At 69.0% G+C, this 21524-nt stretch carries 24 protein-coding genes; 18 read left to right on the top strand and 6 right to left on the bottom strand.

Going from position 1 to position 21524, the window contains the following annotated elements:
* Window positions 1–92 precede the first annotated feature (92 nt).
* The 4 genes from msrA to LZK98_RS01660 all read right to left on the bottom strand — a co-directional run bounded on the left by msrA (window position 93) and on the right by LZK98_RS01660 (window position 2565).
* A complete protein-coding gene (gene msrA, locus LZK98_RS01675) occupies window positions 93–743 on the bottom strand; it encodes a peptide-methionine (S)-S-oxide reductase MsrA (RefSeq protein WP_406693693.1) in 651 nt (216 codons plus the stop codon).
* A 2-nt stretch (window positions 744–745) separates the two neighbouring features.
* Window positions 746–889, bottom strand: a complete 144-nt coding sequence (locus LZK98_RS01670; protein ID WP_233784619.1) for a hypothetical protein — start codon at window positions 887–889, stop codon at window positions 746–748.
* 133 nt (window positions 890–1022) lie between these two features.
* Window positions 1023–2222, bottom strand: coding sequence for a pyridoxal phosphate-dependent aminotransferase (locus LZK98_RS01665; protein WP_233784618.1), 1200 nt, complete (start codon window positions 2220–2222; stop codon window positions 1023–1025).
* A gap of 37 nt (window positions 2223–2259) precedes the next feature.
* Window positions 2260–2565: an aminotransferase class IV gene (locus LZK98_RS01660; RefSeq protein ID WP_233784617.1), complete on the bottom strand. Its 306-nt coding sequence runs from the start codon at window positions 2563–2565 to the stop codon at window positions 2260–2262.
* 67 nt (window positions 2566–2632) lie between these two features.
* Here LZK98_RS01660 and LZK98_RS01655 point away from each other — a divergent pair, with 67 nt between their 5' ends.
* Window positions 2633–4543: a S9 family peptidase gene (locus LZK98_RS01655; protein ID WP_233784616.1), complete on the top strand. Its 1911-nt coding sequence runs from the start codon at window positions 2633–2635 to the stop codon at window positions 4541–4543.
* Window positions 4540–5196, top strand: a complete 657-nt coding sequence (locus tag LZK98_RS01650; protein ID WP_233784615.1) for an MBL fold metallo-hydrolase — start codon at window positions 4540–4542, stop codon at window positions 5194–5196. The genes LZK98_RS01655 and LZK98_RS01650 overlap by 4 nt, the downstream gene beginning before the upstream one ends.
* Window positions 5197–5324: 128 nt before the next feature.
* Here the strand turns inward: LZK98_RS01650 and LZK98_RS01645 are convergent, their stop codons facing one another.
* Entirely contained in the window at window positions 5325–5759 is a 435-nt protein-coding gene (locus tag LZK98_RS01645) for an MAPEG family protein (protein WP_233784614.1), read from the bottom strand.
* A 315-nt stretch (window positions 5760–6074) separates the two neighbouring features.
* Here LZK98_RS01645 and rpmF point away from each other — a divergent pair, with 315 nt between their 5' ends.
* From rpmF to LZK98_RS01620, 5 genes are all read left to right on the top strand, one after another.
* A complete protein-coding gene (rpmF, locus tag LZK98_RS01640; RefSeq protein WP_233784613.1) occupies window positions 6075–6254 on the top strand; it encodes a 50S ribosomal protein L32 in 180 nt (59 codons plus the stop codon).
* Window positions 6255–6286: 32 nt separating this feature from the next.
* On the top strand, window positions 6287–7318 hold the full coding sequence (plsX, locus tag LZK98_RS01635) for a phosphate acyltransferase PlsX (protein ID WP_233786672.1): 1032 nt from the start codon (window positions 6287–6289) through the stop codon (window positions 7316–7318).
* Between the two features lie 11 nt (window positions 7319–7329).
* Window positions 7330–8295 (top strand): beta-ketoacyl-ACP synthase III, encoded by a 966-nt coding sequence (locus LZK98_RS01630; RefSeq protein WP_233784612.1) that lies wholly within the window; start codon window positions 7330–7332, stop codon window positions 8293–8295.
* A gap of 217 nt (window positions 8296–8512) precedes the next feature.
* Complete coding sequence (locus LZK98_RS01625) at window positions 8513–8812, top strand: integration host factor subunit alpha (RefSeq protein WP_233784611.1); 300 nt, start codon at window positions 8513–8515, stop codon at window positions 8810–8812.
* 8 nt (window positions 8813–8820) lie between these two features.
* Window positions 8821–9156 carry a MerR family transcriptional regulator gene (locus LZK98_RS01620; protein ID WP_233784610.1) on the top strand — a complete coding sequence of 112 codons (336 nt, stop codon included), beginning with the start codon at window positions 8821–8823 and terminating at the stop codon, window positions 9154–9156.
* A 21-nt stretch (window positions 9157–9177) separates the two neighbouring features.
* Here the strand turns inward: LZK98_RS01620 and LZK98_RS01615 are convergent, their stop codons facing one another.
* The gene (locus LZK98_RS01615) at window positions 9178–9567 is read right to left on the bottom strand and encodes a hypothetical protein (RefSeq protein ID WP_233784609.1); all 390 of its coding nucleotides are present in this window, start codon (window positions 9565–9567) and stop codon (window positions 9178–9180) included.
* Window positions 9568–9720: 153 nt separating this feature from the next.
* On the opposite strand from LZK98_RS01615, the gene sucC reads away from it, so the two are divergent.
* The 11 genes from sucC (at window position 9721) to LZK98_RS01560 (ending at window position 21452) form a co-directional block, all read left to right on the top strand.
* Complete coding sequence (gene sucC / locus LZK98_RS01610; RefSeq protein ID WP_233784608.1) at window positions 9721–10920, top strand: ADP-forming succinate--CoA ligase subunit beta; 1200 nt, start codon at window positions 9721–9723, stop codon at window positions 10918–10920.
* A gap of 146 nt (window positions 10921–11066) precedes the next feature.
* Window positions 11067–11816 (top strand): electron transfer flavoprotein subunit beta/FixA family protein, encoded by a 750-nt coding sequence (locus tag LZK98_RS01605; protein ID WP_233784607.1) that lies wholly within the window; start codon window positions 11067–11069, stop codon window positions 11814–11816.
* Window positions 11813–12742, top strand: a complete 930-nt coding sequence (locus LZK98_RS01600) for an electron transfer flavoprotein subunit alpha/FixB family protein (RefSeq protein ID WP_233784606.1) — start codon at window positions 11813–11815, stop codon at window positions 12740–12742. Before LZK98_RS01605 ends, LZK98_RS01600 begins: the two co-directional genes overlap by 4 nt.
* A gap of 17 nt (window positions 12743–12759) precedes the next feature.
* Window positions 12760–13935 (top strand): sialidase family protein, encoded by a 1176-nt coding sequence (locus tag LZK98_RS01595; protein ID WP_233784605.1) that lies wholly within the window; start codon window positions 12760–12762, stop codon window positions 13933–13935.
* Window positions 13936–14024: 89 nt separating this feature from the next.
* Window positions 14025–14747 carry an SGNH/GDSL hydrolase family protein gene (locus LZK98_RS01590; RefSeq protein WP_233784604.1) on the top strand — a complete coding sequence of 241 codons (723 nt, stop codon included), beginning with the start codon at window positions 14025–14027 and terminating at the stop codon, window positions 14745–14747.
* Window positions 14744–15289, top strand: a complete 546-nt coding sequence (locus LZK98_RS01585; RefSeq protein ID WP_319937523.1) for an AAA family ATPase — start codon at window positions 14744–14746, stop codon at window positions 15287–15289. Before LZK98_RS01590 ends, LZK98_RS01585 begins: the two co-directional genes overlap by 4 nt.
* 185 nt (window positions 15290–15474) lie before the next feature.
* Entirely contained in the window at window positions 15475–16716 is a 1242-nt protein-coding gene (locus LZK98_RS01580) for a dipeptidase (protein ID WP_319937522.1), read from the top strand.
* Between the two features lie 92 nt (window positions 16717–16808).
* Window positions 16809–17777, top strand: coding sequence for a LysR substrate-binding domain-containing protein (locus LZK98_RS01575; protein WP_233784603.1), 969 nt, complete (start codon window positions 16809–16811; stop codon window positions 17775–17777).
* A gap of 293 nt (window positions 17778–18070) precedes the next feature.
* Complete coding sequence (gene gabT, locus LZK98_RS01570) at window positions 18071–19348, top strand: 4-aminobutyrate--2-oxoglutarate transaminase (protein ID WP_233784602.1); 1278 nt, start codon at window positions 18071–18073, stop codon at window positions 19346–19348.
* Window positions 19345–20814 (top strand): NAD-dependent succinate-semialdehyde dehydrogenase, encoded by a 1470-nt coding sequence (locus LZK98_RS01565; protein WP_233784601.1) that lies wholly within the window; start codon window positions 19345–19347, stop codon window positions 20812–20814. The genes gabT and LZK98_RS01565 overlap by 4 nt, the downstream gene beginning before the upstream one ends.
* Window positions 20811–21452, top strand: a complete 642-nt coding sequence (locus LZK98_RS01560; RefSeq protein WP_233784600.1) for an FMN-binding negative transcriptional regulator — start codon at window positions 20811–20813, stop codon at window positions 21450–21452. The genes LZK98_RS01565 and LZK98_RS01560 overlap by 4 nt, the downstream gene beginning before the upstream one ends.
* Window positions 21453–21524 lie beyond the last annotated feature (72 nt).

Genomic DNA, 21524 nt, shown 5'->3' with positions numbered 1-21524 from the left:
GTCATGCCGGACTTGTTCCGGCATCCACGGAGCCGCCAATGCTGGCGCTTGAGGCACGGTGGACCCCGGCACAAGGCCGGGGTGACGAAGGGTTATAGGGCCAGCGCCGGAAACGCCGCCCGGAACGCCGCCACCTTCGGCCGGTCCCAGCGCACGATGTACGGGTGGTTCGGATTCCGCCGCGCGAAATCCTGGTGATAGGCCTCCGCCGGGAAGAATCCGCCGCTCTCGATCTTCGTCGCGATCGGCTTGGGAAAGGCATGGGCACGGGTGAGCTGGGCGATATACTGCTCCGCCACCAGCTTCTGCGCCGCATTCTGCGGAAAGATCGCCGAGCGATAGCTGGGGCCCTGATCGGGAACCTGCCCGTTCACCTGCGTCGGATCGTGCGCGACCGAGAAATAGATGCGCAGCAGCGTACCGTAGCTCACCTGCTTGGGATCATAGACGATCCTCACCGCCTCGGCATGGCCGGTGCGCTCGGTCGAGACCTGATCGTAGCTGGCGGAACCGCGCGAGCCGCCGGCGTAGCCACTGACGACCGCGCGTACGCCTTTCACATGCTCGAACACCGCTTCCATGCCCCAGAAGCAGCCGCCGGCCAGCACCGCATTCTGCAGCCCCGGCCTGGCGACGACATCGCGGGCCGGCGGCGGGATCGGCACCGCGCGCTCGGCGTGTCCCGGCATCGCCATAGCCGCCACTCCCGCCGCGATCGTTCCGGCGAGGAGCGGCCAGCGCATGGTCAGTACGCCGTCTGGACGAAAGGTACGGAGGACGCCGGCTGCGCCTCGGCATGCGCGACCTGGCTGCCGATCACGCAGATCGCCCCGATCGCGAACCCGCCGACGAAATAGCGGAGGAAATGGGGCTTCAGACGGGTACGCATAGGAGGCTCCATTGACTGCCACGCCTGAACGCCGGCTGACCCGAAGAGGCGGGCGGGCGAAAAAGCGTCGAAATATGGGCGAATGTGGCCGCCGCGCGCTTAACCGGCGCTGGCCGCCCTGTTCATCGCGGTTTCAGCGAAGCGCCGCCGCCGCGGTCTGGATGCGCTCGCACGCCTCGCGCAGCGCACTCTCCGAGGTCGCATAGCTGATCCGCATCGCCGGCGAGAGGCCGAAGGCGGCGCCATGCACCGCCGCCACCCGCGCATCGTCGAGGAAATAGCCGATGAGGTCTTCGTCGCTGGCGATGGCCTTGCCGCCCGGCGTGGTCTTGCCGATCAGGCCGGAGACGTCGGGATAGACGTAGAAGGCGCCCTCAGGCCGCGGGCAATGGATGCCGGTCGCCTGGTTCAGCATCGAGACGACCAGGTCCCGCCGCGACTGGAAGGCGGCCGCGCGCTCCTTGAGGAAATCCTGCGGCCCGGTCAGCGCCGCCACCGCCGCCGCCTGCGCGATCGAGCAGGGATTGCTGGTCGACTGCGACTGGAGCTTGGCCATCGCCTTGATCAGCCAGGCCGCGCCGCCGGCAAAGCCGATCCGCCAGCCGGTCATCGCATAGGCCTTGGAGCAGCCGTTCACCGTCAGCGTGCGCTCGTAGAGCTCCGGACAGACCTCGGCGATGGTGCGGAAGGTGAAGCCGTCGTAGACGATGTGCTCGTACATGTCGTCGGCGAACACCCAGACGTGCGGATGGCGCGCGAGCACCTCGCCCAGCGCCTTCAGCTCCGCTTCGCTGTAGGCGGCACCGGTCGGGTTCGACGGCGAGTTGAGGATCACCCACTTGGTCCGCGGCGTGATCGCCGCCTCGAGCTGCTCGGGGCGCAGCTTGTAGCCCTGCTTGACCCCCGCCTCGACGAACACCGGCGTGCCGCCGGCGAACTGGACGACGTCGGGATAGCTCACCCAATAGGGCGCCGGCACGATCACCTCGTCGCCGGGATCGACCGTCGCGACGATCGCGTTGAACAGCGTGTGCTTGCCGCCGACGTTCACCGTCACCTGGTCGGTACCGTAGGTCAGGTTGTTGTCACGCGCGAACTTGTCGACGATCGCCTGCTTGAGCTCGGGCGTGCCGTCGACGTTGGTGTATTTGGTCTTGCCGTCGCGGATCGCCCGGATGCCCGCTTCCTTGACATGCTCGGGCGTGTCGAAGTCGGGCTCGCCCGCGCCGAGGCCGATCACGTCGACGCCCTGGCGCTTCAGCTCGAACACGCGGCTGGTCATCGCCAGCGTGGCGGAGGGCTGGATGCGGCCGAGCGCGGCGGAGGGCTTCATGGGGATCACCTTAGGGCTGGAAGGGAAGCGCGCGCGCCTATAGGCGCGTCTCGCGCTCCTTCGCAACCGCGAGCGGCGAAATCTCGATCGCCAGCGCGCCCGAGGGCCCCAGCAGCAGCCGCACCCGGCGCGGATAGCGGATGCGGAAGGTCGCCGCCTGCAATTCGTTCCGGACCATGTGGCGGTTGAACGGATAGTGGAGCGCCTCGGCCTGCTCCTTCATCCCGTCGAGATGACGTTCGAGGTCGGCGATCCCGCCAAGCGGATCGAAGGACATGGTGGCGACAATATCGGGCAGCGCGGTCATGATGTTGCTGAGGACATGCCCCTCCGCGCGCGTCACCGCAAGCCGTTGCCGATCATGGGGACTGGCCTTAACCCTTTGGGCGATCACAGGGGGAAGAACCACCATGCGCCTGACGTTCGCCATCGCCTTGCTCGCCGCCACCCCGGCCGCCGCTCAGGTGACGCCGCCCGCCGCGCTCACCGCCGACGGCGTGCCGCCGATTCCGGAGAGCCTGACCGATGCGACGCGGCCCTATCTCGAGGCCCGTTCGGCGGCGGTGGTCGACTGGAACCCGATCGACAAATCGCTGCTGATCTCGACCCGCTTCGCCAACACCGCCCAGCTCCACAGCGTCGCCGCCCCGCTGGCGATGCGCCGCCAGATCAGCTTCGAGGCCGACCGCATCGCCGGCGCGCACTATTCCAAGGCCGGCGACGTACTGGTGGTGCAGAAGGACGTCGGCGGCAACGAGTTCTTCCAGCTCTACACGCTGAAGGACGGGCGCCTCGGCCTGATCACCGACGGCAAGAGCCGCAACGAATTCGGCGCGTTCAGCAAGGACGGCAAATGGGTCGGCTATTCCTCGACCCGCCGCAACGGCGCCGACAGCGACCTCTATGTCGTCGATCCGCGCGATCCCCAGAGCGATCGCCTCGTTGCGCAGGTGAAGGGCGGCGGCTGGTCGATCCTCGATTTCGCACCCGACGGGCGGCGTGCCGTCGTCGCCAACTACATCTCGGTCGAGAAGAGCGACCTCTACGAGCTCGACCTCGCCGGCGGCAAGCTGACGCCGCTCACCGACCTCCAGGCCAAGGTCGCCTACAGCGGTGCGCACTACGCCCCCGACGGCACGCTCTGGGTGCTGAGCGACGAGGGATCGGATTTCCAGCGCCTCGGCACGCTGAAGGGCGGCAAGTTCGCCGCCGTCGCGCCCGAACCCAGATGGGACGTCGAGGAATTCGCGATTGCCGAGGACGGCAGCTTCATCGCCTATCTCGTGAACGAGGACGGGTTCAGCAGGCTGAAGCTGCTCGATCCCAAGACCGGCCAGGCGCGCGAGGTAAAGCTGCCCACCGGCGTCGCCAGCGGGCTGGAGATCGCCCCATGGGGCGCGGTCGCGCTGACGCTGAGCGGGCCCAAGGTGCCGGGCGACGCCTTCGTGGTCGATCCCAGGACGCTGGCAGTCGTTCAATGGACCGAGAGCGAGACCGGCGGCCTCGATCCCAAGGCCAATGCCGACGCCGAGCTCGTCAAGATCAGGAGCTTCGACGGCGAGGAGGTCTCCGGCTTCCTGCTCCGGCCCGATCCCGCCAGGTTCCCTGGCAAGCGCCCGCTGATCGTCAACATCCACGGCGGGCCCGAGGGGCAGGAGCGGCCGGACTATTACGGCACCACCAACTATCTCATCAACGAGCTCGGCATCGCCGTCTTCTATCCCAACGTGCGCGGCTCGACCGGCTTCGGCAAGCGCTTCGTCGGCCTCGACAACGGCCCGTTCAAGCGCGAGGATTCGGTGAAGGACATCGGCGCCTTCCTCGACCGCCTTGCCGCCGACCCCGCGATCGATGCGGGCCGCATCGCCGTCACCGGCGGCAGCTACGGCGGCTATATGTGCTATGCGACCGCGATCCGCTACGGCGCGCGGCTCAAGGGCGCGAACTGCGTCGTCGCCATTTCCAACTTCGTGACCTTCCTCGAGAACACCCAGTCATACCGTCGCGACCTGCGCCGCGTCGAATATGGCGACGAGCGTGACCCGAAGCAGCGCGCGAAGCTGGTCGAGATCTCCCCGCTCACCCGCGTGAACGAGCTCCGGATCCCGCTGATGGTGGTGACGGGGGCCAACGACCCGCGCGTGCCGGCTTCGGAGGCCGAGCAGATCGTCAAGGCGGTGCGCGCGAACGGCGGGCAGGTGTGGCACCTGCTGGCGGCGGACGAGGGCCATGGCTATGCCAAGAAGGCGAACCGCGACTTCGCCTATCTCGCCGGCCTGATGTTCTGGCGGCAGACCCTGCTCGGAGACATGCCGAAATGAGCGAACCGCCGCTCCGCGCCACCATCATCCCGGTCACGCCGCTCCAGCAGAACTGCACCTTGTTCTGGTGCACGGCCACGAAGCGCGCCGCGGTGGTCGATCCTGGCGGCGACCTGCCGCGCATCCGCTCGGCGATCGAGCAGGCGGGCGTGACGGTCGAGAAGATACTGGTCACCCACGGCCACCTCGATCATTGCGGCATGGCCGGCCCGCTGGCGGAGGAGCTCGGCGTACCGATCGAGGGGCCGCACGAGGCCGATCGCTTCTGGATCGCCCGGCTCGCCGACGACGGCAGGCAATGGGGCCTGCCCACCGCGCCGTTCGAGCCCGACCGCTGGCTGGTCGACGGCGACACGGTGACGGTGGGCGAGCTCACGCTCGACACCTGGTTCACGCCGGGCCACACGCCGGGCCACGTCGTCTTCCACCATCCGCCGTCGAAGCTGGCGATCGTCGGCGACGTACTGTTCCAGGGCTCGATCGGGCGGACGGATTTCCCGATGAGCGATCATCAGGCGCTGATCGACTCGATCGTCACCAAGCTATGGCCGATGGGAGACGACACGGTGTTCCTCCCGGGTCACGGCCAGCCGAGCACCATCGGCCGCGAGCGCGCGAGCAATCCGTTCGTCGGGGATGCGGTGCTGGCCTAGCCCCCCTACTCGCTCGTCACCCCGGCCCTGTGCCGGGGTCCACTGCACCGCAAGTACAGCAGCAAGGAGCTTGAGCGGTGGACGTGCTGCCCGGTGGACCCCGGCACAAGGCCGGGGTGACGGATAGGTCAAGCCGACGGCACCACTTCGACCGGCGTCGCGTCCACCGGCGGCGCGCTGCGGAACGGCAGCACGGCGGCATAGACGGCGAGCCCCAGCAGCACCGCCCAGGTCGCACCGATTCCGATCATCCGGCCCGGCCGCCAGCCCTCCATCCCGAACACATGCAGCAGCCGGCCGGCGATGAAGACGATGCTCGCCGCCCACAGCCAGGCCGAGGTGCCGGCGGCCAGCTCGACCAGCGCGAGCAGGATCAGTACGAACGGCGCATACTCGACGAAATTGGCATGAGCGCGCATGCCCGCGAGCAGCCGTTCATTGCCGCCGTCGCCGACCATCACCTTCTCCGCCATCCGCAGCCGCCCGACTCGCACGCCGATCCACAGGTTGATCAATGCCGCAGCGGCGGCGGTTGCGAGCGCGACGGGCAGGATGACGTGCATAGAGATTCCCCTAATCTGTTTCAGCAGAGCTGAAACAGGGCGGCACCGGCCCGCTCCCCCACCCGGCCACCCAACGGCAGTATCTTATGGGTGGCCGGGTGGGGGAGCGGGCCGGTGCCGCGACACCAAAGCGTCGCACGCCGCCTCTCGGGTTGCAACTGCGGCGAAAATCGCTATAGGCGCGCCTTCGCTTCGCGACCCGCCCGGACATGCCGGCCTGGACGAGCGGCCGGCCGTCGGCTCCGCTTGCCCTTCCCGCGCCCGGGTCGTATCGCGGCCCCGAACCGTTCGAATTCGTTTTGAGAAGGTGCCGAAATGGCCGTCCCCAAGAGAAAGACTTCGCCCTCGCGGCGTGGCATGCGCCGCGCGCACGACGCCCTTGCCGTCGAATCGTTCCAGGAATGCCCGAACTGCGGCGAGCTGAAGCGTCCGCACAATCTCTGCCCCGCTTGCGGCCACTACAACGGCCGTGAGATCGTGTCGGTCGAGGGCTGAGCCTCAAAGCGATTGAGCAGAGCTTGACCGAAATGCCCCCCGGTTCGCGGATCGCCGTCGATGCGATGGGCGGCGACGAGGGGCTGGCGGTCATGCTCGCCGGCGTCGCGCGTGCGCGACGCAAGTTCGACGGGATGCGCTTCCTCCTCGTCGGTGACGAGCCGGCGATTCGCGAGGGGCTGAAGACCCACCCCAACCTCACCGCCGCGTCGGAGATCGTCCACGCGCCCGAGCTGGTCGCGTCCGACGCCAAGCCGAGCGCGGCGCTGCGCCGTGCCAAGACCACATCGATGGGCGTCGCGATCGACCTGGTGAAGCAGGGCCGCGCCGCCGCCGCCGTCTCCTCCGGCAACACCGGCGCGCTGATGGCGATGGCCAAGCTGTCGCTGCGCACCATGCCGGGCATCGACCGCCCCGCCCTCGCCGCGCAGCTGCCGAGCCTCGGCGCGACCGACACGGTAATGCTCGACCTCGGCGCCAACACCGAGTGCGACGCGCGCAACCTCGTTCAGTTCGCGGTGATGGGCGCCGCCTATGCGCGCACCATCCTCGACCTCGAAAGCCCGCGCGTCGCGCTGCTCAACATCGGCACCGAGGACCTGAAGGGCACCGACATCATCCGCGACGCCGCCGCCCAGCTGCGCGCGGCCGACCATCTGCCGTTGCGCTTCGAGGGGTTCATCGAGGGCAATTCGCTGTCGCGCGGCAATGTCGACGTGATCGTGTGCGACGGCTTCTCAGGCAACATCGCGCTCAAGACCGCCGAGGGCACCGCCCGCTTCGTCGCCGACCTGCTCCGCCGTGCGTTCCAGAGCTCGACGCGCTCGAAGATCGGCTTCCTGATCTCGCGCCCGGCGACCGAGCTCCTGCGCAACCATCTCGATCCCAACAACCACAACGGCGCGGTCTTCCTCGGCCTCAACGGGCTGGTGGTGAAGAGCCACGGCAGCGCCAACGAGGTCGGCGTCGCCCATGCGATCGAGGTCGCCGCCAAGATGGTGCGCGACGACCTCACCCGCCGCATCACCGAGGATCTCGGCAACTTCGAGGCCCAAGCAGCGTGAGCAATGCCAGCGTGACCCAACGGCGTTCGGTGATTCTCGGTACCGGATCGGCGCTGCCGCCGCGGCGCGTGTCGAACGACGAACTCGCGCAGCAGGTCGACACCTCCGACGAATGGATCGTCGAGCGCACCGGCATCCGCTTCCGCCATATCGCCGGACCGAACGAGACCACCGCGACCCTCGCCACCGACGCGGCCAAGGCAGCGCTCGCCGCGGCGGGCATAGCGGCGCAGGACATCGACCTCATCGTGCTGGCGACCGCCACCCCTGACCAGACCTTCCCCGCCTCGGCGACCAAGGTGCAGGCCGCGCTCGGCATCGACGATTGCGTCGCGTTCGACGTCGCCGCGGTGTGCTCGGGCTTCCTCTACGCGCTCCAGGTCGCCGATTCGATGATCCGTGCCGGCGCGCATTCCAGGGCGCTGGTGATCGGTGCGGAGACCTTCAGCCGCATCCTCGACTGGGAGGATCGCGCGACCTGCGTGCTGTTCGGCGACGGCGCCGGCGCGATCGTGCTGGCGGCGGAGGAGGGCTCGGAGCGTGGCGTGCTCGCGACCCGGCTCCACGCTGACGGGCGCCACAACGAGCTGCTCTACGTCGACGGCGGCCCCTCGACCACCGGCACGGTCGGCAAGCTCCGCATGAAGGGCCGCGAGGTGTTCCGCCACGCGGTGGTCAACCTCGCCGCGGTGATGAACGAATCGCTCTCGGCAGCGGGGCTGACGAGCGCCGACGTCGACTGGGTCGTCCCGCATCAGGCCAATGCCCGCATCCTCGACGCGACCGCGCGCAAGCTCGGCCTCGCGCCCGAGAAGGTGGTGGTGACGGTCGACGAGCACGCCAACACCTCCGCCGCCTCGGTGCCGCTCGCGCTCGACACGGCGGTCCGCGACGGCCGGATCAAGCGCGGCGACCTCCTCGTGCTCGAGGCGATGGGCGGCGGATTCACCTGGGGCGCGGCGGTCGTGCGTTATTGATGTTGAGCGGCACCGGCCCGCTCCCCCACCCGGCCACCCAACGGCAGTATCTTATGGGTGGCCAGGTGCCGCACTCGTTTCAGCTCGCTGAAACGAACAAGGCTGTCCGACTTCGGGACTCGTGACGAGGGCGTAACGGCCCTCGGCTTTGCGCGACTCGTCGCGCTATGATAGCGTCTCGACGTTGCTGCTTGGCTTGGCAGGGGAATTACGCCGCATGGACATGTCCGGAACGCTGACTCGGGCCGATCTTGCCGAAGCGCTGCACCATGAGGTGGGGCTGTCGCGGGCCGATTCGTCCAAGCTGGTCGAACAGATCCTCGGCCATATGTGCGAGGCGCTGTCGCGGGGCGAGAACGTCAAGATCTCCGGCTTCGGCAGCTTCATCCTTCGCGACAAGGGCGAGCGGATCGGCCGCAATCCCAAGACCGGCGTCGAGGTGCCGATCGCCCCGCGCCGCGTGCTCACCTTCCGCGCCAGCCAGATGATGCGCGACCGCATCGTCGAGGCCGGCTGACCCAGGCCATGGCCGCGCCGGACAAGGCGGCCGGAGCCTTCCGAACCATCGGCGAGCTGTCGCGCGAGACGGGGATCGCGCAGCATATCCTGCGCTACTGGGAAACGCGCTTTCCGCAATTGAAGCCGCTGCAGCGCGCCGGCCGCCGGCGCTATTATCGGCCCGAGGACGTGACGCTGGTCCGCCGCATCCAGCATCTGCTCGACCATGAGGGATATACGATCCGCGGCGTCCAGAAGCTGCTCGCGAGCGAGTCGCCGGCCAAGGGCGCGCGCAGCACGCGCGACGCGGCGCGGGCGATCCGTGCCGATCTCGCGGCGGCGCTGGAGGAAGATCGGCGGTAGGGCGGGACGCTCTGACGAGCCCTATCGATCCGCAATCCGCGCGAGGTGCGCGGTGATCCGCAGCAGCGCCAGGAGCCCGGCCGCCGCGAAGCCGGCCAGCGCGAGCACGGCATAGGTCAGCGCCTTCAGCCACCGCGCGATCTCATCCTCCGCGCGCGGTCGTTCCGCCGCGACGGTGCCGGTGGGTGCGGTGCCGTCGACGAGGTCCGGCACGCCGGACGCCCCTCCGGTTTCGAGCGGAGCAGGTCTGGATGCCTCCTCCACAACGGGCATCGGCGCGCCGACTCGCCCCGGCACGGCGTCGCCGAGCCTGCCGCCGGAGACCGAAGCCAATGATCCGACCAGCGACAATGTCGCCAGCACGCTCAGCACCAGCAGCGCGACTCGTCCGAGCCAGTCGAGAGCCTTCATTGCACTCCTCCTCCGGCATGTGCGCGCCGCCAGCAGGTTCACGGTACCGGTATAGCGCCTCTTTCGCCCGCCCGCAGGAGGGGCAGGGTGGATTCGCCCGCCGCGCTGTGCTTAAGGCCATCGAGATTCCCGATCTTCTAAAAGAGGCGTCCCGTGAACATCCACGAATATCAGGCCAAGGAACTGCTCGCGAAGTTCGGCGTGCCCGTGCCCGCCGGCTATGCGGCGATGAGCGTCGAGGAGGCGGTCGCGGCCTCCAAGAAGCTGCCGGGGCCGCTCTACGTGGTGAAGGCGCAGATCCACGCCGGCGGCCGCGGCAAGGGCAAGTTCAAGGAGCTGCCGCCCGAGGCCAAGGGCGGCGTCCGCCTCGCCAAGACCGAGGACGAGGTCCGCACCGCGGCGACGGAGATGCTCGGCAACACCCTCGTCACCATCCAGACCGGCGAGCACGGCAAGCAGGTCAACCGCCTCTACGTGACCGACGGCGTCGACATCGCCAAGGAATTCTACCTGGCGCTGCTCGTCGACCGCGCCACCGGCCGGGTCGCCTTCGTCGTCTCGACCGAGGGCGGCATGGACATCGAGACCGTCGCGCATGACACGCCGGAGAAGATCCACACCTTCGACGTCGATCCCGCGACCGGCTTCATGCCCCACCACGGCCGTGCGGTCGCCAAGGCGCTCGGCCTGACCGGCGACCTCGCCAAGCAGGCGCAGAGCCTGGCCGGCAAGGTCTATCAGGCGTTCCTCGGCACCGACGCCTCGCAGATCGAGATCAACCCGCTCGCGGTCACCGACGACGGCAAGCTGATGGTGCTCGACGCCAAGGTCGGCTTCGATTCGAACGCGTCGTTCCGTCACAAGGACCTGATGGAGCTGCGCGACGAGACCGAGGAGGATCCGATGGAGCTCGAGGCGTCGAAGTACGACCTCGCCTACATCAAGCTCGACGGCGACATCGGCTGCATGGTCAACGGCGCCGGGCTCGCCATGGCGACGATGGACATCATCAAGCTCAACGGCATGTTCCCGGCCAACTTCCTCGACGTCGGCGGCGGCGCGTCGAAGGAGAAGGTGACCGCGGCGTTCAAGATCATCCTCAGCGATCCGGCGGTGAAGGGCATCCTCGTCAACATCTTCGGCGGCATCATGCGCTGCGACATCATCGCCGAGGGTATCGTCGCGGCGGCCAAGGAGGTGAACCTGTCGGTGCCGCTGGTCGTGCGCCTCGAGGGCACCAACGTCGAGGAAGGCAAGGCCATCCTCGCCAATTCGGGCCTCGCGATCGTCCCGGCCAACGACCTGGGCGACGCCGCCAAGAAGATCGTCGCCGAGGTGAAGCAGGCGGCATAAGAATAGCGTCACCCCGGCGGGGGCCGGGGTCCAGGGTGTCTCTGCTTTGTCGCTCGTGACTCCTGGATCCCGGCTTTCGCCGGGATGACGGAGGACAGGTTCGGCTCTTTCCTCCCCAGGAAGAGACGAAACCATGGGAGAGCAGAATGAAGGTCCTAGTGCCGGTCAAGCGCGTGCTTGACTACAACGTGAAGCCCCGCGTGAAGGCGGACGGGACGGGGGTCGACCTCGCCAACGTCAAGATGAGCATGAACCCCTTCGACGAGATCGCCGTCGAGGAGGCCATCCGCCTCAAGGAAAAGGGCGTGGCGACCGAGATCGTCGCGGTCTCGATCGGCGAGGCGAAGGCGCAGGAGACGCTGCGCACCGCGCTGGCGATGGGCGCCGATCGCGCGATCCTGGTGCAGACCGAAGAGAAGGTCGAGCCGCTGGGCGTCGCCAAGATCCTGAAGGCGATCGCCGACGAGGAGCAGCCGGGCCTGATCATCCTCGGCAAGCAGGCGATCGACGACGACAACAACCAGACCGGCCAGATGCTCGGCGCGCTGACCGGCTGGGGCCAGGGCACCTTCGCCTCCAAGGTCGAGGTCGCGGGCGAGACCGTGAAGGTCACCCGCGAGGTCGACGGCGGCCTCGAGACGGTCGAGCTCAAGCTGCCGGCGATCGTCACCACGGACCTGCGCCTCAACGAGCCGCGCTATGCGTCGCTCCCCAACATCATGAAGGCCAAGTCCAAGCCGCTCGCGACCAAGTCGCCCGCCGACTATGGCGTCGACGTGAGCCCGCGCCTGACCACGCTCAAGGTGGTCGAGCCGGCGAAGCGCACGGCGGGCGTCAAGGTCGCCGACGTCGACGAACTGGTGACGAAGCTCAAGGCTCTGGGAGTGGCGAAATGAGCGTGCTGGTCTGGGTCGAGCATGACGGGGCCACCGTCAAGGACGCGACGCTGGCGGCGGTGACCGCGGCGGCGAAGCTGGGCGACGTCGACCTGCTGGTCGCGGGCCAGGGCGTCGACGGCGTCGCACAGGCGGCCGCGAAGATCGCCGGTGTCGGCAAAGTGCTGGTCGCCGATGACGCCGCCTATGCGCATGGCCTCGCCGAGAATGTCGCGCCGCTGGTCGCCGATCTGATGGCGAGCCACGACGCCTTCGTCGCGCCCGCAACCACCACGGGCAAGAACATCGCGCCGCGCGTCGCCGCGCTGCTCGACGTGATGCAGGTCTCCGACATCCTCTCGGTCGAGAGCGCAGACACCTTCACCCGCCCGATCTACGCCGGCAACGCGATCGCTACGGTACAGTCGAAGGACGCGAAGAAGGTACTGACCGTGCGCACCACCACCTTCGAGAAGGCGGCGGCCGACGGCGGCTCGGCAGGCATCGAGAAGATCTCGGGTACGGGCGACAAGGGCGTCTCCAGCTTCGTCGGCGCCGAGCTCGCCAAGTCGGAGCGTCCGGAGCTGACCAGCGCGAAGGTGATCGTCTCGGGTGGCCGCGCGCTGCAGAACAGCGAGAACTTCCACACGATCATCGAGCCGCTCGCCGACAAGCTCGGCGCCGCGGTCGGCGCGTCGCGCGCGGCGGTGGATGCGGGCTATGTCCCCAACGACTATCAGGTCGGCCAGACCGGCAAGATCGTCGCGCCCGAGGTCTATATCGCGATCGGCATCTCGGGCGCGATCCAGCACCTCGCCGGCATGAAGGACTCCAAGACCATCATCGCCATCAACAAGGACGAGGACGCGCCGATCTTCCAGGTCGCCGACATCGGCCTGGTCGGCGACCTGTTCAAGGTCGTTCCCGAGCTGACCTCGAAGCTGTGATCCCGGCGCGGCGGCTGGTGCGGCGGTTCGTCCGGACCCTGGCACCCGCCGCCGCGCTGCTTTGCGCCTCGATCTCCGGATGGGCGGCACCCGCTCCGGCTGCGGTGCCGGCCTGCACCGCGCAGTCGGCAATCCTCGCTTCGGGCTTCATCTACGAGAGCGCGCCCTATCCGCAGGCGCACGCCTCGACGATCGCCGAGACCAGCGCCGGCACGCTGCTCGCCGCCTGGTTCGGCGGCACGCACGAGCGCCATCCTGACGTCAGCATCTATCTCGCGCGGCAGGAGGGCGATAGCTGGCAGACGCCGGTCAAGGTCGCCGACGGCGTCCAGCCCGACGGCACGCGGCTGCCGACCTGGAATCCGGTGCTGTTCCAACCCGCGCATGGACCGCTGACGCTGTTCTACAAGGTCGGGCCCGATCCGCGCCATTGGTGGGGCATGGCGATGACGTCGAGCGATGACGGCCGCTCATGGAGCGCGCCGCGCCGCCTGCCCGACGGCATCCTCGGCCCGATCAAGAACAAGCCCGTGACGCTCGTCGACGGCAGCTGGCTCGCCCCGTCCAGCACCGAGCGCGAGGGCGACGACTGGTCGCTGCATTTCGAACGCAGCGCAGATGGTGGCAGGAGCTGGACCGCGACCGCGCCGGTCGCCTCGCCCGAACATATCGACGCGATCCAGCCGAGCATCCTGGTCCACAAGGACGGCGTGCTGGAGGCGGTGGCGCGGACCCGGCAGGGCGCGCTGGCGATGAGCTGGTCTCGGGACGGCGGTCGCAACTGGTCGCCGCTGGCGGCGATCGACCTGCCCAATCCCAATTCGGGTACCGACGCGGTGACGCTGAAGGACGGGCGGCAGCTGCTGGTCTACAACCATAGCGCGCACTATCCCGATCGCCCCGGCAAGGGGCCGCGCTATCCGCTCAACGTCGCGCTCTCGGATGACGGGGTGCATTGGCGGCCGGTGCTGACGCTCGAAAGCAAGCCGATCGATAACGGCTATGCCTATCCCGCTGTGATCCAGGCGCGGGACGGGCTTGTCCACGTCACCTATACCCACGACCGCACCCGCATCCGCCATGTCGTGCTCGATCCGGCCCGGCTGTGCGATCAGGTGACCCTCTTCAATCCTCCCCCGCCAGGGGGAGGTGGCACGCGAAGCGTGACGGAAGGGGCGGAAGCACACCGATAATGAGTCGCCGTCCTCCCCCTCCGTCAGCCTGCGGCTGGCACCTCCCCCTGGCGGGGGAGGATCTGATCGTAGATCCGGACAAGCCAACCATGTTCCAACACGTTCGCCGTCTCCTCCTGCCACTGCTGCTCGTCACCGGCCTGACCGGCGTCGCGAATGCGGGCGAACGGCTCGAAGCCCTTCGCCCGGGCGCGGTCATCCTGTTCCAGGGCGATTCGATCACCGACGGCGGCCGGTGGCGCGAAGGCGATGACCAGAACCACATCATGGGGCAGGACTATGCCTATCTGATCGCCGCCGAGATCGGCGCAGACCTCCCCGAACGGCGCCTGCGGTTCGTCAACCGCGGCATCGGCGGGAACACGGTGGTCGATCTGGAACGCCGCTGGCAAACCGACGTGATCGACCTGAAGCCGGACGTCCTCAGCATCCTTGTCGGCATCAACGACCTGCTTTCGGACAAACCGGTGCCGGCGGACGCCTATCGCCGGACCTATGCCGCGCTCATCGAGCGCACGCGAGCGGCCTTGCCCGAGGTGAGGATCGTGCTGGGCGAGCCCTTCCTGCTGCCGGTGGGCCGCTATGCCCCGATCACACCGGAACTCCGCGCACGACTGGCCGAACGCCAGGCGATCGTGGCCGAGCTTGCGCGGCGCTACCGCCTGCCGCTGGTCCGCTATCAGGCCGCCTTCGATCGCGCGATGGCCCGCGCTCCGGCGAGTCACTGGGCTTGGGACGGCGTGCATCCGACCTATGCCGGGCACGGGCTGATGGCGCGGGAGTGGCTCGCAACGGTCGAGCGCGCCCGGTGATCCCGACCGATCGCCTCCACGTCGTCACCGGCGGCCCCGGATCGGGCAAGACCACGCTGATCGAGGCACTCGCCGCCGCGGGGATCGCCACCAGCCCGGAGGTCGGCCGTGCGGTGATCAAGGAGCAGCTCGCGACCGGCGGAACCGCACTGCCCTGGGGCGACGAGCTCGCTTTTGCGGAGGAGATGCTGGTCCGCGACGTCGCCGCGCAGCGGGCGGCGCTGGCGAGCGGGCGCGTGACGATGATGGACCGCGGGGTGCCCGACGTGGTCGGCTTCCTCCGCGTCTCGAACCTGCCGGTGCCGCCGCACATCGACGCCGCGGCGCACGAGGTCCGCTACAACGCCCGCGTGTTCATCGCCCCCTTCTGGGCAGAGATCTACGCGCACGATGCCGAACGCAAGCAATCGCCGGAACTCGCCGAGGCGACACAGGCGGCGATGGTCGAGACCTATCGGAGCTATGGCTATGTGCTGGTCGAGCTGCCGCGCGTCGGCGTCGCGGAGCGGGTTGCGTTCGTGCGCGCGGCGATCGGCGCCTGACCCGGATACAGGTAAGCCCCGTCGCTTTCGCGGCGGGGCTCCCTATGACGGATCGTCCACCATGCGGTTTTCAATCCGTCAAAAGATGCTCGTTCTTTCGTTCAAGCGGAGTATCAACGCCGGATATCGGGACCGGTTCCGGGTCTTGTAAGAATTCTGTAAAAAATTTTCGAGGGGGGTTGCCGATGATGATCCTTTCGCTGCTGCTCGCGACCGCCGCGCCTCAGGCCGCTGCGCCGGCACCCGCCGATCTCGCCCGCGCCGAGAAGCTGCTGCGCCAATATCCGGTGATCGACGGCCACAACGATCTGCCCTGGGAGATTCGCGAGAAATACGAGGCGAAGGTGGAATCGGTCGACCTCGACAAGGACACGTCGAAGCTTCCGCTGCCGCTCCAGACCGACATCCCGCGGCTCCGCAAGGGCCATGTCGGCGGCCAGTTCTGGTCGGTCTACATCGACGCCAGCATCACCGGCCCGCGCGCGGTCGAGGTGACGCTGGAGGAGATCGACATCGTCCGCCGCTTCGTCGCCGAGCATCCCGACACCTTCGAGCTCGCGACCACCGCCGCCGACGTGCGCCGCATCCAGAAGGCTGGGAAGATCGCCTCGCTGATGGGCGTCGAGGGCGGGCACCAGATCGACGGGCGCCTGTCGGTGCTGCGCCAGTACAAAGCGCTCGGCGTCGGCTACATGACCTTGACCCACGGCAAGAGCCTAGAATGGGCGGACAGCTCGACCGACGCGCCGCGTGCCGGGGGCCTCAGCGACTTCGGCCGCCAGGTGGTGGCGGAGATGAACCGCATCGGCATGATCGTCGACATCAGCCACGTCGCCGACACGACGATGGCGGCGGCGATTCGGGCGAGCAAGGCGCCGGTGATGGCCTCGCACTCCTCGGCGCGCGCGTTGACCGACCGGCCCCGCAACATCCCCGACGAGCTGCTGAAGGCGATCGCGGCCAACGGCGGCGTGGTGATGGTCAATTTCTACCCCGCCTTCATCTCGCCCGAGTGGAACGCGTGGGACAAGGCGCGGAACGATTATGCCAAGTCGGTCGGCGTGCCGTCCGACGGTTATGGCGACAAGGCGCCGGTGATCCTCGCCGCCTGGGACAAGGCGCATCCCGAGCCGCGCGTCACCGCCGCGACCGTCGCCGATCACATCGAGCATATCGCCAAGGTCGCGGGCAAGGATCATGTCGGCATCGGCGCCGACCTCGACGGCATCGGTGGCACCGGGCCGGAGGGGATCAAGGGCGTCGACGGCTACCCGCTGGTGTTCGCCGAGCTCGCCCGCCGCGGCTGGAGCGACGCCGATCTCGCCAAGCTCGCCCAGGGCAACATCCTGCGCGTGATGGAGCAGGTCGAGGCGGTGGCGAAGTCGCTCGCCGGCCAGCCGCCGGTGGACGCGACCGCGCGGGACTGACGCCGTCGATTGCGTTTGGCGAGGAGAGCTCCCAAGCTGGAAGCGAGCGGTATGGCGTGAAAGGTCGGCCGCGTTCGACGACGGAGACCGCATTGAGCAGCCGCGAGCCCGGCCCGGGGACGAAGGAACTCCCCCCGCGCAACAGCATCCCGCCCTTCGCGGCGCTGCGGGCATTCGACGCGGTGGCCCGGCTCGGCGGGATCCGCAAGGCGGCGCAGACGCTGGGGCTCGATCACGCCGTGGTCAGCCGCCACCTGCGCACGCTCGAGCTGTGGACGGGAACCGTGCTGCTCGAGCGCGCCCGCTCCGGCTCGGCGCTGACGCCGGAGGGGCTCGCCTATCACCGCAGCATCGCCGCCGCGATCGACCTCATCTCCAATGCGACGCTCGACCTCATCAAGGCGAGCGACGACCATCAGCTCAAGATCTGGTGCATGCCCGGCTTCGCGTCGAAATGGCTGCTGTCGCGGATGCGCGCGTTCGAGATGGCGAACTCCGGGATGACGATCGAGGTGCGGCCGAGCGACCATCAGCCGGACTTCAACCGGCACGAGGCCGACATCGATATCCGCTACGCACCCACCTATGGCGAATCGATCGACCTGCCCCCCAACGTGCGCACGCTCGAGCTGGCGCGGCCGTCGGTGATTCCGGTCGCCAGTCCCGCCTATCTGGCGAGCGCGCCGCCGATCGCGCGCGCGGCCGACCTGCTGGCGCATCCGCTGCTGCACGAGGAGAATTTCGAGAATTGGCGCGCATGGCTGACCGCGCATGGCGTCGCGGTGCCCGAGGACATCACCGGCACGCGATTGTGGCACGCGCACCTGACGATCGACGCCGCGTGCCAGGGGCGCGGCATCGCGCTCGCCAACCATTTCCTCGCGGTCGACGCGATCGAGGCGGGGCAGCTGGTCGAGCTCGGCGGCGAGCACGGCCCGTTCGAGAAGCTCTCGCTCGGCTCGTACCTGCTCATCGCCCGCACCGATCGCTGGTCGAGCCCGGCGATCGCGCGGTTCCGGCGATGGATCGTGGCGACGGTGGCGCAGGAGGAGATCGTCTAGGCCATCGAGATTTGAAGCTCAGAGCCTCCGCCAGCCTGATTCCCAACCGTCACCCCGGCCTTGTGCCGGGGTCCACTGGGCCTCGCGGGTTGTGCTCAAACCCGTGTCCGATCCTTGCCTCCCGGTGGACCCCGGACCAAGTCCGGGGTGACGGGAAGGAAGGACCGAACTCCCAAATACCGATCCGCCCGACGGTGATTCGCATGCACCACCGCCGCTCTCGTTCGCATCTTATTCCGATCGGCATCGGGTGACAGTCTGGCGGCCTGTTCGCTTGTCTTCGAAAGGCCGCCATGCAGTCCAACGCCGCGCTCCACCGTCGCCGTCTCGAGGCGATCCCGCGGGGCATCGCCAACGTCACCGCGATCGCCGCCGACCGGGCGGAGAACGCCGAGCTGTGGGACGTCGAGGGGCGGCGCTACATCGACTTCGCGGCAGGGATCGCGGTGCTCAACACGGGGCATCGGCACCCCAGGGTGATGGCGGCGGTCCATGCGCAACTCGACAGGTTCACGCATACCGCCTTCCAGGTCGTCGCCTACGAACCCTATGTCGCGCTGGCCGAGCGCCTGAACGCGCTCGCACCGATCGCGGGGGATGCGCAGACGGTGCTCTTCTCGACCGGCGCGGAGGCGGTCGAGAATGCGGTGAAGATCGCCCGCCGCGCGACCGGGCGGGCCTCGGTGATCGCATTCACCGGTGCGTTCCACGGGCGCTCGCTGCTGACGATGGCGCTGACCGGCAAGGTCGCCCCCTACAAGACCGGCTTCGGCCCGATGCAGGGCGGCATCCACCACGTGCCCTTCCCGTCCGGCGACATCACCGTCGCGGAGAGCCTGCGCGCGCTCGACCTGCTGTTCGCCGCGAGCGTCGATCCCAAACAGGTCGCCGCGATCATCATCGAGCCGGTCCAGGGCGAAGGCGGCTTCCACCCGACGCCGCACGAGCTGCTGCGCGCGCTTCGCGACATCTGCGACCGCCACGGCATCCTGCTGGTCGCCGACGAGGTTCAGACCGGCTTCGCCCGCACCGGAAAGCTGTTCGGTATCGAGCACAGCGGGGTCGAGCCGGACCTGATCACCGTGGCCAAGGGGCTCGCCGGCGGCTTCCCGCTCGCCGGAGTGATCGGCCGCAAGGCGGTGATGGACGCCTGCGACCCGGGCGGGCTCGGCACCACCTTCGGCGGTTCACCGATGGCGTGCGCGGCCGCACTGGCCGTGCTCGACGTGATCGAGGAGGAGCGGCTGTGCGAGCGTGCCGCCACGATCGGAGCCGCGCTTTCCGCCCGCATCGCCGGGTTCGCGGGGCGCAATGACTTGACCCGCGTCTCCGCGCCGCGCGGACTCGGCGCGATGGTTGCCTTCGACATCCTCGACGATGCCGGCGCGCCCGACCCGCAGGCGGCGAAGCGCGTGGTCGCGCGGGCGCTCGACCGCGGCCTCATCGTCCTCACCTGTGGCCCGCTCGGGCAGGCGATCCGTATTCTGGCGCCGCTCACCATCCCGGATGCGCAGCTGGCGGAGGGGCTGGACATCCTCGAGCAGGCGCTCGCCCGGGAGACCGGCGAATGAGCGACCCCATCGCCCTCGCCCGTCCCGAGCTGCTGCGCCGGTCGGCTTATGTCGGCGGACGCTGGATCGACGGCGATGCGACCCTCGCCGTCTCCAACCCGGCGACCGGGGCGGTGATCGGCACGGTCCCCGATCTCGACGGCGCAGCGGCGCGCGATGCCGTGGCGGCGGCCGAGCGTGCGCTGCCCGCCTGGCGCGCGCGTTCGGCGAAGGAACGGTCGGAGATCCTGCGCCGCTGGCATGACCTGATCGTCGCGCACCGCGAGGACCTGGCGCGCATCCTCACCAGCGAGCAGGGCAAGCCGCTCGCCGAGGCGCGCGGCGAGGTCGGGTCGACCGCCGCCTATTTCGAATGGTTCGCCGAGGAGGCGCGGCGCATCTACGGCGAGGTGATCCCGGCCAATCAGGCCGACCGGCGGCTGATCGTCACGCGCGCACCGGTCGGCGTCGTCGCGGCGGTGACGCCGTGGAACTTCCCCTCGTCGATGATCGCGCGCAAGGTCGCGCCCGCGCTCGCCCCCGGCTGCACGATTGTGCTGAAGCCGTCCGAGCTCACCCCCTTCTCCGCGCTCGCGCTGGCGGTGCTGGCCGAGGAAGCGGGCGTGCCGGCCGGCGTGTTCAACATCGTCACCGGCGCCCCCGCACCGATCGGCGATGTGCTGGTTGGCGATCCGCGCATCGCCAAGTTCAGCTTCACCGGATCGACCGCGGTCGGCAAGCAGCTCGCCGCGCGCTGCATGGCGACGGTCAAGCGCGTCTCGCTCGAGCTCGGCGGGAACGCGCCGTTCATCGTCTTCGCGGACGCCGACCTCGATGCCGCCGTCGCCGGCGCGATGATCGCCAAGTTCCGCAATGCCGGCCAGACCTGCATCTGCGCCAACCGCATCTTCGTCGAGGCGCCGGTCTATGACGCCTTCGCCGCCAGGCTCGCCGAGCGCGCCGCCGCGTTGCGGCTCGGCGACGGGCTGGCGGACGGCACCGATCAGGGACCGCTGATCAACCCCGCCGCGGTCGACAAGGTCGCGCGCCATCTGAAGGACGCGGTCGAGCGCGGTGCCCGGATGCTGACCGGCGGCGGCACCGCCGAGGGCAGCTTCTTCGCGCCGACGGTGCTTGCCGACGTCGATCCGCAGTCGCTGCTGTGCCGCGAGGAGACCTTCGGCCCGCTCGCCGCGCTGATCCGCTTCGAGGGCGAGGCGGAAGCGGTCGCGCTCGCCAACGAAGGGCGCGCGGGCCTCGCCGCCTATGTCTATACGCGTGACATGGCGCGGTCCTATCGCATGGCCGAGGCGCTGGAGTATGGCATGGTCGGCATGAACACCGGCATCGTCTCGACCGAGGTCGCGCCGTTCGGCGGGGTCAAGGAGTCCGGACTCGGCCGCGAAGGGGCGCGGCACGGGATCGACGACTATGTCGAAATCAAGCTGATGGCGGTCGAAGTGCCGCCGCTCGCCGCGGGCGCATGACCGCGCCGGGGCAAGCCAGGCCGGGCCTGTTCGTGCCTGACGTCTACCGCGCCGATGATCCGGCGGCGATCGTCGGCGCCTATCCCTTCGCGCTGCTGATCACGACCGACGAGGCGGGCATCCGCGCCACCTCCTGCCCGATCGTGTTCGAGCGCGATGGCGCCACCGACCGGCTGCTCGGCCATATGGCCCGGCGCAATCCGCACGCGCCCGCGCTGTCGGCGGGGCAGCACGCGCTGGCGGTGTTCTCCGGGCCGCACGCCTATGTCTCGCCGCGCTGGTATGTCGAGAAGCCGCAGGTGCCGACCTGGGACTATGTCGCCGCGCATGTCCGCGGCACGCTCGAGCCGATCGACGACGAGGCCGGCCAGCTCGCCTTGCTGGAGCGCACCGCCGCCTGCCTGGAGCGCAGCGCCGATCGGCCCTGGACGCTCGACGATGCGCCGGAGGGGCGCGTCGCCATGCTGCTGCCGATGATCCGCTCCTTCCGCATCCATGTCGACAGTATCGAGGGCGTCACCAAGCTCAGCCAGTCGCACCCGCCCGGCGACCGCGCGCGCGTCGCAGAGGCGCTGATGCGCGACGACGACACCCGCACGATCGCGCGGATGATCGCCGACCTCGACCGGCCGCGCTGAACCGCGGGGGAGCCGGAGTTTGACCTACTCGACTTGAAGCAGCCGTTCCCCGGCGAAGGCCGGGGCCCAGTC

Origin of the sequence: Sphingomonas cannabina, from assembly GCF_021391395.1 — a bacterium.
Classification (GTDB): domain Bacteria; phylum Pseudomonadota; class Alphaproteobacteria; order Sphingomonadales; family Sphingomonadaceae; genus Sphingomonas; species Sphingomonas cannabina.
Note: the sequence above shows the minus strand (reverse complement) of the source record. Positions and strands in the feature narration are given on the sequence as shown.

Excerpts from the sequence above, each read along its gene's own strand:
- msrA (WP_406693693.1), bottom strand. The coding sequence starts at position 743 with ATGCGCTGGCCGCTCCTCGCCGGAACGATCGCGGCGGGAGTGGCGGCT.
- LZK98_RS01670 (WP_233784619.1), bottom strand. The coding sequence starts at position 889 with ATGCGTACCCGTCTGAAGCCCCATTTCCTCCGCTATTTCGTCGGCGGG.
- LZK98_RS01665 (WP_233784618.1), bottom strand. The coding sequence starts at position 2,222 with ATGAAGCCCTCCGCCGCGCTCGGCCGCATCCAGCCCTCCGCCACGCTG.
- LZK98_RS01655 (WP_233784616.1), top strand. The coding sequence starts at position 2,633 with ATGCGCCTGACGTTCGCCATCGCCTTGCTCGCCGCCACCCCGGCCGCC.
- LZK98_RS01650 (WP_233784615.1), top strand. The coding sequence starts at position 4,540 with ATGAGCGAACCGCCGCTCCGCGCCACCATCATCCCGGTCACGCCGCTC.
- LZK98_RS01645 (WP_233784614.1), bottom strand. The coding sequence starts at position 5,759 with ATGCACGTCATCCTGCCCGTCGCGCTCGCAACCGCCGCCGCTGCGGCA.
- rpmF (WP_233784613.1), top strand. The coding sequence starts at position 6,075 with ATGGCCGTCCCCAAGAGAAAGACTTCGCCCTCGCGGCGTGGCATGCGC.
- plsX (WP_233786672.1), top strand. The coding sequence starts at position 6,287 with ATGCCCCCCGGTTCGCGGATCGCCGTCGATGCGATGGGCGGCGACGAG.
- LZK98_RS01625 (WP_233784611.1), top strand. The coding sequence starts at position 8,513 with ATGGACATGTCCGGAACGCTGACTCGGGCCGATCTTGCCGAAGCGCTG.
- LZK98_RS01620 (WP_233784610.1), top strand. The coding sequence starts at position 8,821 with ATGGCCGCGCCGGACAAGGCGGCCGGAGCCTTCCGAACCATCGGCGAG.
- LZK98_RS01615 (WP_233784609.1), bottom strand. The coding sequence starts at position 9,567 with ATGAAGGCTCTCGACTGGCTCGGACGAGTCGCGCTGCTGGTGCTGAGC.
- LZK98_RS01605 (WP_233784607.1), top strand. The coding sequence starts at position 11,067 with ATGAAGGTCCTAGTGCCGGTCAAGCGCGTGCTTGACTACAACGTGAAG.
- LZK98_RS01600 (WP_233784606.1), top strand. The coding sequence starts at position 11,813 with ATGAGCGTGCTGGTCTGGGTCGAGCATGACGGGGCCACCGTCAAGGAC.
- LZK98_RS01590 (WP_233784604.1), top strand. The coding sequence starts at position 14,025 with ATGTTCCAACACGTTCGCCGTCTCCTCCTGCCACTGCTGCTCGTCACC.
- LZK98_RS01580 (WP_319937522.1), top strand. The coding sequence starts at position 15,475 with ATGATGATCCTTTCGCTGCTGCTCGCGACCGCCGCGCCTCAGGCCGCT.
- gabT (WP_233784602.1), top strand. The coding sequence starts at position 18,071 with ATGCAGTCCAACGCCGCGCTCCACCGTCGCCGTCTCGAGGCGATCCCG.
- LZK98_RS01565 (WP_233784601.1), top strand. The coding sequence starts at position 19,345 with ATGAGCGACCCCATCGCCCTCGCCCGTCCCGAGCTGCTGCGCCGGTCG.
- LZK98_RS01560 (WP_233784600.1), top strand. The coding sequence starts at position 20,811 with ATGACCGCGCCGGGGCAAGCCAGGCCGGGCCTGTTCGTGCCTGACGTC.